This is a genomic window from Marinobacter sp. 1-3A (genome assembly GCF_016597775.1).
In the GTDB taxonomy this organism is placed as follows: Bacteria; Pseudomonadota; Gammaproteobacteria; order Pseudomonadales; family Oleiphilaceae; genus Marinobacter; species Marinobacter xiaoshiensis.
On the sequence record NZ_VCGZ01000023.1, the window covers coordinates 1 to 7,452 of the forward strand.

General features: G+C 46.3%; 7 protein-coding genes. 1 reads left to right on the forward strand and 6 read right to left on the reverse strand.

Features of this window, described 5'->3' with window-relative positions; all coding sequences use genetic code 11:
* The coding region (locus tag FE848_RS18325) for a transposase (protein WP_200205325.1) at positions 1-1,063 on the reverse strand (1,063 nt) is incomplete at its 3' end.
* Positions 1,064-1,224: 161 nt separating this feature from the next.
* On the reverse strand, positions 1,225-2,199 hold the full coding sequence (locus tag FE848_RS18330) for a hypothetical protein (protein ID WP_200205327.1): 975 nt from the start codon (positions 2,197-2,199) through the stop codon (positions 1,225-1,227).
* A 303-nt stretch (positions 2,200-2,502) separates the two neighbouring features.
* Between FE848_RS18330 and FE848_RS18335 the strand changes: the two genes are divergently transcribed.
* Positions 2,503-3,456 (forward strand): IS110 family transposase, encoded by a 954-nt coding sequence (locus FE848_RS18335; protein ID WP_200205329.1) that lies wholly within the window; start codon positions 2,503-2,505, stop codon positions 3,454-3,456.
* A 28-nt stretch (positions 3,457-3,484) separates the two neighbouring features.
* On the opposite strand, the gene FE848_RS18340 is transcribed toward FE848_RS18335, so the two are convergent.
* The 4 genes from FE848_RS18340 to FE848_RS18355 all read right to left on the reverse strand — a co-directional run bounded on the left by FE848_RS18340 (position 3,485) and on the right by FE848_RS18355 (position 7,308).
* A complete protein-coding gene (locus FE848_RS18340) occupies positions 3,485-4,366 on the reverse strand; it encodes a DUF4231 domain-containing protein (RefSeq protein ID WP_200205331.1) in 882 nt (293 codons plus the stop codon).
* Entirely contained in the window at positions 4,363-4,773 is a 411-nt protein-coding gene (locus FE848_RS18345) for a TIR domain-containing protein (RefSeq protein ID WP_200205333.1), read from the reverse strand. The genes FE848_RS18340 and FE848_RS18345 overlap by 4 nt, the downstream gene beginning before the upstream one ends.
* 114 nt (positions 4,774-4,887) lie before the next feature.
* Positions 4,888-6,630, reverse strand: coding sequence for a DUF262 domain-containing protein (locus FE848_RS18350; RefSeq protein ID WP_200205335.1), 1,743 nt, complete (start codon positions 6,628-6,630; stop codon positions 4,888-4,890).
* Positions 6,631-6,723: 93 nt separating this feature from the next.
* Positions 6,724-7,308 (reverse strand): hypothetical protein, encoded by a 585-nt coding sequence (locus tag FE848_RS18355; protein ID WP_200205337.1) that lies wholly within the window; start codon positions 7,306-7,308, stop codon positions 6,724-6,726.
* Positions 7,309-7,452 lie beyond the last annotated feature (144 nt).

The window sequence follows — 7,452 nt, forward strand, 5'->3', positions numbered from 1 at the left end:
ATTTGTCTTTTTGGTTCTGGAACTTTGGATCCCTGCTGCGGAAGCGATTGTCCGGGATGTAACCGTTGATCTGCCTTTCGTGCAGGTACTTCATGTTGGCTTCATTGGCGAAGCCGGTGTCGGCGGTTACCACAGCGCCTTGCTGGTAGATGTTGTCCGCGATGCCCAGTTTCCTGAATCGGGCTTCGACACTTTCCAGAACCGGTTGCAGAGTGTGGTGTTCCTGGCCTTCGCCGAAGGCTTGAGCATCGATGATGATCTGGTGTTTCTTGTCCACCGTGGCCACGCCGTTATAGCCCTGGATCGTGCCCTTGCTGGTGGTCATCTTGCCGCTTTCGTTATCGGTGATGTTGCTCTTCACTTCCTTGCGTCGTTTCCCCTGGCCCATCCTTGGGCTGTTGGTCTTTAGGAAGCGATCCACTTTCTGCAAGGACTCGTCCAGAGAGAGAACCGTCTTCGCCCGGCGGATATCCCGGTCCAGCTCGGCCTCGGTTTCCGCCTCGTCCCGTTCGTGGTGTTCTTTCAGATGGTGGCGGATGAGTCGTTTGAGCTTCTGGCGTTTCTCCTCCAGCTCTTTAAAGGTGCCAGACCATTCCTTGGCGGCATTGGAGGACATCTTGCAACCGTCGATGGCAAATAGTTCGTGGCCCAGCAAACCCTGTTCGTCACAGACCAGCAGCACCTGCTCGAACAACTCCTCAATCTCATCAGCATGGCTGCTGACGAACTTGGCCAGAGTCGTGAAATGGGGAACCGTGTCGCAGGACAGCGCTTTGAAGATGACATTGGTCTCGCAGCACCACTGGATTTCCCGACTGGAGGTGATGCCACGGGAATAGGCAAATAGAATGACAGGCAACAGGATAGCCGGATCATAGGCCCGTCGGCCTGTGTCCTTATTGCGGTACCTCGGATAAAAGACCGACAAATCCAGCTTGTGTTGAATCAGGTAGTGCACGGCATGTTCGAAGGTGCCGGGCTGAAGCTGCTCTTTATAATTCACCACGAGAATAGTGTCCTGATCGTGGTTATAGGGCCTGAAGCGGGGCTTGGCTTTGGGCATCTGACGGCTCCTTGTCTGTTTGCTTGATCCTATCAAACCGAGGCGCAATTTCGGTGTTTTTCTACAGCCTCAACGTTTTGATAACGGGCTGGGGAAGCCGCAGGCTTTCCCAGTCCAGCCCCGAATGGGGCGACGTTAATCAATTTGTTATGCGATTACTATCACTTTGAAGGGCGAATTTCTTCTATCTTCACCCATCTTGTACCAGACGCAGTCTGTACCAAGACGAGATTGTCTTTTATTTGAACAACTAGACCTTGCTTTGCCTCGTCACCTGGTATCAAATTCGCTATAAATTTGGCATATTCCTTCGCTCTTCCCTGCTCCGCGTCGGCTCCGTATGCCAAAAACAGAGCTGTAAGTTCTGGAGTGCCAGAAACTGCCATATAAGCTGTTTCGATATAATCAATATTTCGCCCTGTTTTACCATGCTCAGTTCGCTTTACTCCTTTGTTGGGATCGGCTCCAAGTTCAAGAATTGCTTTCGATAGATGCAGTCTTTGCTGAAGGCTGTACTTGCGTTCAGTAGCAACCTCATAGAGTAGTGGGCTTTTCACGAACTCATAATTTATATCAATTTTCATTATATACTTTTTGTATAAATCGAGTATGGACAGGGACTTATCATAGTCGCGATGATAATGGCCAGAAACCGCGAGAAAAAACGCTCTACTTGACGGCCTCTCACCTAAGCGCAACAGTTCTCGTACAATCTCAATCTCTCCCCACGCAGACGCTTCTTCTAGCGCATCATTTCGATAAACACTCTCATGGCGAATAAATTCTGGTGCTGCACCAGACTTTAAAACGTGCAGTGCATCCTGATAATATTTATTTAATAAAAGACACTGAAACAATGTCTGGGTATCGCTTCTCAAATTTGGGTCAATCTGAAAATTTTTCACGAGGTCATATGCCAATGAGCACTGACTCTGCTCAATTGATTTTTGAGCAATACTTTGAATTTCCTGGATCGAGTATCCGCCACTCTTTATATATTCGACTACTGATTGGCTGCTTTTCTTCTCCCCGATCACTTGCCAAACGATTTCATGTGGAGTTTTCTTGCCCACCATAGAGCAGGAGATAATTAAAAAACACGCTGTCAGTTGAAAAAACAGTCTAATATCCTTCATTTTTACTCCATTCTCATAAGCTGCATAACGCTTGCAGCATGCGCGCCCACGGAATGGAGCCGAAGGCGCAATGTAGTGGGCGTCGCCGTGCCTGCACTTGTATGGATAATTTCTGCCGTGTATGGGTAAAGTTGAGACCCACCCCCAGCTGCAACTGGGGGCCTTCGTGCAGTAGCTCGATGCCTGTAAGGTTCCTCTTTCGAGAGACCGGTAACCAGTGCGTAGCGCTGCATGACTCTAAAGCGATAACTCGAACAGTCATCGGGGCCTCGAGCCCGTATAGCAAGGCAGAGTCAGCTTATTATGAACACTTCAAAAATCCAAATACCCGTCAATATCGGTGTCGACGTTGGCAAGGCCAATCTTGATATCGCCCTTCATCCCTCCGGAGAGTTTTATTCGATCCCCAACAGCGAGGCGCATATCCGGCGATTCGTGAAAATCCTCAAAGGCTACTCCATAGAACGCATCGTGGTAGAAGCCACAGGGCGTTATGAGCATGCCCTGGTTCAAGCCTGTGATCAGGCTGGCCTTCCGATTATTGTCGTCAATCCCACCAGTGTCAGGCGGTACGCTCAAGCAATCGGTGTGCTCGCCAAAACCGATCGGATTGATGCACAGGTCATCGCCAAATATGCGGCTACGCTAAAGCCCGAATTCAAACCGATTCCGGATAAAACATCTCAGAAAATTAAAGACTTATTAACTAGGAGAGGCCAACTCCTGGAAATGTCTACCATGGAGAAAAATCGCCTTCAAATCCTTCCAAAAACACTTCATCGTTCCATCAAAAGTCTGCTCAAAATGCTTCAGAGTCAGATTGAAACTATCACCAAGCAGATCGAGCAGGAGGTGGCCAAGGTTGATCACTGGCGTATCAAATCGGAAATTCTGACCAGTGTTCCAGGCGTTGGTAAAGTCCTCACCTACACCTTGCTCAGCGAACTGCCAGAACTCGGCTCACTTAACCGAAAAGAGATTGCGGCTCTGGTTGGTGTGGCTCCCATCAATCGAGACAGCGGCAAACTCAATGGCAAACGAAGAATACGAGGAGGGCGTCACAGGATTCGCACAGTAATGTTTATGGCCATGCTTTCATCCATCCAGTGCAATCCGGTTTTTAAACGCTTCTACGAGCATCTGAAAGCCCAGGGGAAGGTCCCCAAGGTCGCTCTGATTGCCTGCATGCGAAAGATGATTGTGGTGCTCAATACCATGGTTAAAAATCAGGAACCGTGGCGTCAAAATATGGCTTAATATATGGGATTGACACCACAGTCACTGGTTAGAGTGCATTTTGCCGTGCGACCCATTGTGTATGCTCACGAGAGAAAGCGAGCTCTGCTTCATTAATAAATTCTGATAGATCTTCTTCAGATTCTATTTCTTCGAGGCGCCCTTGGATTATCCCGATTTCATGTGCGGTCAGCGTATAGGCCGAGGCCAATTCATTGAACTTCTTTATTTGCATCCAGCCGATAATTGACGACGCTAAGACTATTAGTGGCTCGAATGGCCAAAACTGCCATTCTGGGAATGAGGGACGGAGCACTAGCAGGACAATCGCAGCTCCATAGGTTGCCGTACACGCGACGACCCAACGTGTTGCAGCTTTTTTGTTGTCTCTCGCCTTCTTTGTGTACCAACCTCGCTGCTCCTTAATGCGGTTTTCCATGTAAAACTGCTTACGTTCCTCAATCGATAGCGCTCTAATGTCATCCATCGAACCAGTGATCTGATCATCTGCGGCCGAATCTGGAGGGATACGGTCTCCGATGTATCGGTTGGCTCGTAAGATTTCGCGTAAATGATTTCTGAACTCAGCTCGAATTATTCGAACATCAGTTACATTCTCAAACGGAGCCGATCTGATACAGTAACGCCAAGTTGAGGTTTTAATTGACTCTGCAAGTGCCCGCCCCTTATACCAATCTTGCTCCGGTTTAGTCTTGAAGCGATAAATCAACAACGCAGCAAGTGCAATGAATACTATTGTATGTATTGACTGAACTTCTCTACTAGGATCAGCCACCATCGAAATAACTGCGGCTAAGATCAAAAGGCAGTATTCCGATTTCAGGAGTCGGTGATACCAATTCTGAGATTTCTCGGACAGATCACTTGCAGCTTTATATAGTGCCGGATAATCCAAATTCAGAGATTTCAAGGGGTTATCTCCCTGATACCCGAAACGATGGTATTAGCGTTCCAGCCAACCATCTTATTTGCTGCCAATGACACACTTATCGGTGTCCGTTCTGCACCCCATGGAATAATTCCAAGAATGGGCTTACCGAGCGATTGAGCAAAGTCAATTTCAAACTGGATCCAATCACTATGGGCTGCATACATTCCCGCGAGCACAACTACGCACTGGGCGGGACGAATCTGCTGACGAAGCTCTTCTTCAAGTGCACGGACTGACATTTGCCCAAATCTCTTGTCAACGGGCACCGAGTAGTTTGTCCACGAAAAGTTAGGAGCTGCGTTTAAAAATTTGATCGCTCGGTCATACCGTTCGCTGTAACGCCAGGCATGGCTTACGAAAAGCCTGTAATTGTGTAGGTAAGGCATACCTTATCTCCGATTGATTTCATTCTGTGGTGACTGACTTACTATTCTCTAACGCCGCCATAAACGGCGCGAGCTTGCGAGCGTCCGGCGACCGAAGGGAGCGAATTTCATGGATTAACTTGCTGCATCTATCAAATTCTGATCGTGGAGAAATGCAAAGAATTTATCCAGTATCTCGCCATTGCGCTCATTTATCTGGGCCTCACCAAAGTCTTCCAGCTTGAGGATTTCATATATTTCATGGACTTTGGTTGCATCCTTGTTTTTTCCACGCCGCTGCTCGCCGCTGTAGATTTTCTTTTTATCTTCGAATCTATAGTCAGAGGCACGGATATTGATGCTACCCTCAAGCAAAACCTTATTGCCGAGAGATTCAATAGACGAACTATTCTTGAGGCCACCTTCCATTTCTTGTCTTTTCCTAGAAAAGATATGCTCCAAGTGAAATATCTCATTAACATCAAGAAGGGATTGATCTGAAAAAGTATATGCAAACCACGTGATCATGGAGCGAGTTATATTTCTTTGATTTGTGAATCTGTAATTTTCAAAGAATGATCTAGCCTGCCCTTCGTTGAACCTATACCTTGAGAAAGTGACATCTTTACCATTAACAATATTCACCATTTCATCGTAAACAGGAGTGCGCAAAGCATTGACGCCTGGGTTTGTTATGGCATATGCAAATACGAAAGCCGTTACCCGATCCAAAAAGACCTCGAATTCAGGCTCGCTCAAAGCGTCTTCCGATGTTCTATGATAGAGAAAGTAGACTGAAACAATGTTCTGCCACATCCCATTTGGCGCATAAGTCAGAACAAATAACTTCTTAAGAACGGATTCAGAGAATCTTTGACTGTCTTGATTAGAAACACCTTTCCAGAACAAGGCTAGTGATTTTAAGTCTGGGATCGTCTCTGAGCGTTTGAGATACTGGTATTTATTGCGCTCGTAGAATTTACGCAACGCTTCGGTAGTAGTGCTTTTATTTCCTTCTTTTGCTCGCAAGTAATACATGTAACGAGCGAACAGCTCATCCATTGGCGAGCCCGCATTTAAATAGAAAATGGAGCTTGTTAGCTCCTCAAGATTTTTCCATTCCGAAATGAAATCATCCTTTTTATCCATCTCACCGTAATATTTATAGAACTGCGCCTTAAATATATCGGCATCTGCTAGCGGTAAACCACGATCATTTAATGTCGAGAATATTCTGAGAGCCGTGTCTTGCGATTCTGCTTCTATAGGAAGCAGGATGCAGTTACCCAATATTCTTGCAGGAAAATAAGGAAAATAGCTTGCGAACGCTTGCAAAAACTCATCGATTCTTTTTTGAAAGAATTGATAATTGCTCACATATTGGCTTTTGCTGCTTGGCTGCACTGTGCCAGTCCGTAACAAATCAAGAAACTCATCCTTGTCGTTATCTGTAGCCACCTCCGAGTCAATTTTTAAAGTCGATTTATCAGCACTTCCAAATTCATCAGTTTTCCATATACATTTCTCAATCCTGTCCCGTGTTTGTTTTGAGTTCGCATCCTGCATATGGGCGAACTTGTCATAAAATGCACGCAGGATAAGCATTATTGTTGTAAGACGCTGCTGGCCATCAATTACCTCTGACTGCCCGTCATCGTTCTTAAATGTAACAATGGAACCCAAAAAATACTCATCATTTTTATCAAAGGCTTCATAATCGTTGTTTGGAAATGAAAATGTAAAAAGATCATCCCATAGCGTCTGACACTGCTCTTCATCCCAAGCATACGGGCGCTGATAGTCTGGAATAAGAAAGTCAGCCTTTTTATCTGATAGCAGCTCAAAGATCGTTTTTTGATCAACATTTAGTTTTGACATATAGCTCTCTATTTGCTTGCCGCATAACGCCCGGCTCACGCGCCGGTTTGGAGCCGCCAAGCGGCGGAAAATCGGTCGCTGTGCAGCCGATTGTTAGCGATCGAATGTGGATATCAAAGTGAACTGGATATTCCGTCGATTGAACTCAGCTTGTATCCAGCTAGTTATTCTTAGGATCGCCCCAACGAAAATGATTACGAATTTGATCCGGTGATCGCTGTCGGCCCAAGTGTATTTCTTTTCCACACGCTCACCTTCCGCATTCTTGCCAGACACGTATGCGTGTAGGCTTTCACATGGTGAAACCTGAGCCCCCGGAACCACGTTATTAACCTGGTCTTTCAGCGAATCAATTAACGATCCTTCAAGCTCATAGCCCTTTCGATGAGAGAAGCGATTCCTGACTTCGTTTATTTTGTCTAATAACTTGAAGATGTCAGTATCCAGCCCAAGATTTTTCGCTATAACGAGCTTGGTCTTGAACGGAACAAAAGTACCCGCGTAGAGATCCTCAGTAGCCGTTAATTTAGAGGCCCAAACGTTTAAAACTTCCTCAAGGATAAGGTGCGCTCGAAGAACGCAGGTTGCCTCATCGGGAATACTTATCATCGCCAGGTAGTCTTGATGATCGAAGATTCGATTAAAATCGCCTCCGACGGGAATCTCCCTTTCGTTCATGGTTGACTATTCTCCATATTCGCTAACGTTTGGAGCTCATGAGCGCTCGCAACGCGAGTGTCTCATGTAGCGACTTTGTTTGGCTGCCTAGTCCTGCGAGGGTACCAAGATTCACCTTCTTCTCAGGCCACTCCGGATTTATGG